Below are 2,026 nucleotides of genomic sequence, written 5' to 3'. Positions count from 1 at the left end.
ATCGAGCCCAGCAGCACCGGGGTGTCGCGGTCCTGGCCGTAGGTGGCGAGGACCGCCTGGGCCTCGATGGGGTCGCCGAGCGTCGTGCCGGTGCCGTGCGCCTCGACCACGTCGACGTCCCCGCCCGACAGCCCGGCGCTGGCCAGCGCCTGCCGGATCACCCGCTGCTGCGCAGGACCGTTCGGCGCGGTGAGGCCGTTGGACGCGCCGTCCTGGTTGACGGCCGACCCGCGCAGTACGGCCAGGACGTGATGGCCGTTGCGCCGGGCGTCGGACAGGCGTTCCAGCAGGACCACTCCGGCGCCCTCGGACCAGCCGGTGCCATCGGCGTCGTCGGAGAAGGCCTTGCAGCGGCCGTCGGGGGCGAGGCCGCCGGTGGCGGTGAAGGCGGTGTAGGCGTTCGGCGTGGTCATCACGGCGACGCCGCCGGCGAGGGCGAGGTTGCACTCGCCGGCGCGCAGTGCCTGGGCCGCCCAGTGCAGCGCCACCAAGGACGAGGAGCAGGCGGTGTCGACGGTGACCGCCGGTCCCTGGAGCCCGAGCAGATAGGAGATGCGGCCGGACAGCACGCTTGCGGAGAACGCCGTCGTGGCATACGGGCCGGTCTCCTCGAGCGAGCGGTTCAGCAGCGACTCGTAGTCCTGTCCGGTCGTGCCGACGAAGACGCCGGTGAGGCTGCCCTTGAGCGTGGCCGGGTCGATACCGGCCCGTTCCAGCGCCTCCCAGGAGGTCTCCAGCAGCAGGCGCTGCTGCGGGTCCATGACGACGGCCTCACGCGGCGAGATCCCGAAGAAGCCGGCGTCGAAGTCGCCCACCGCGTCGAGGAATCCGCCCTCGAACGTGGCGCTGGCCAGGCGGTCCAGGTCCCAGCCGCGGTCGGTGGGGAAGCCGGAGACGGCGTCCCTGCCCTCGAACACGAGCTGCCACAGCTCTTCCGGCCGGGTGACGCCGCCGGGATAGCGGCAGCCGATGCCGACGACCGCGATCGGATCGTCGGAGCCGGCGGCGGCGATCGCGCGGACGTCCGCGGACCCGGCGGACGTGCCGAACAGCTCCTCGCCCAGGTGGCGCGCCAGGTCCGTCGCGGTCGGGTGGTCGAACACCAGGGTCGCGGGCAGCGGAAGGCCGGTCGCGGCCTTCAGCCTGCCGCAGACCTCGACGGCGGTGACCGAGTCGAAGCCGAGCTCGCGGAAGGCCCTGCCGGCCGGCAGCGTGTCGGTCTCCGGGTATCCCAGGGTCCTCGCGGCCTCGGTGCGCACCAGGTCGAGCAGCGCCCGGTCACGTTCCACCGGGGACAGCGCGCGGAGGCGCTGCCCGAGGGCGGACTCGGTCTGCTCCGCAGCTGAGTCGGCGAGCGCCCGGCGCGCCTCCGCGATCCCGTCGAGCAGCGGACTCGGCCGCTCGGACGTGAAGCTGGGCGCGAACTTCGCCCAGTCGATGTCGGTGACGGTGAGTTGCGTCTCCTCGTCGGCGACGGCCTGCCGCAGCACGGCCATCGCCAGCTCCGGCGCCATCGCGCCGATGCCGCGGCGGGCGAGTTCGCCGTACAGCCCGTGGTCGGCGGCCATGCCCGCGCCTGCCCATGCGCCCCAGGCGATGGAAAGGGCGTGGCGGCCCTGTGCGCGGCGCAGGTGGGCGAGTCCGTCCAGGAAGGCGTTGGCGGCGGCATAGGCGGGTTGCCCGCCGCTGCCCCAGCTCGCCGCGCCGGACGAGAACAGGACGAACGCGGCGTCCGGCGCCAGCTCGTGCAGGTTCCATGCCGCGGCCATCTTGGTGTCCAGGATGCCGGTGGCGTCGTCGAACGACAGCTCGGCGACGGTTGCGTCGCCCGTCCCGACGCCGGCGGCGTGCACGACCACGGTCAGGTCGCCGACGCGGTCCAGGACCGCCTGGAGCGCAGCGCGGTCGGCGGCGTCGCAGGCGGCGATGGTCACCCGGGCGCCGAGCGCCTCGAGCTCGCCGCGCAGCTCCTCCGCACCGGGGGCTTCGGCACCCCGCCGGCTGGTGAGCACCAGATGCCCGGCGC

The 2,026-nt window shown here is 74.3% G+C and carries 1 protein-coding gene; it reads right to left on the bottom strand.

The features are described from left to right. Positions 1-2,026: SDR family NAD(P)-dependent oxidoreductase (locus tag SCWH03_RS28170; protein ID WP_173267746.1), on the bottom strand; the 2,026-nt coding region annotated here is incomplete at both ends.

This window comes from Streptomyces pacificus (assembly GCF_011766325.1).
Taxonomy (GTDB): Bacteria; Actinomycetota; Actinomycetes; order Streptomycetales; family Streptomycetaceae; genus Streptomyces; species Streptomyces pacificus.
Note: the sequence above shows the minus strand (reverse complement) of the source record. Positions and strands in the feature narration are given on the sequence as shown.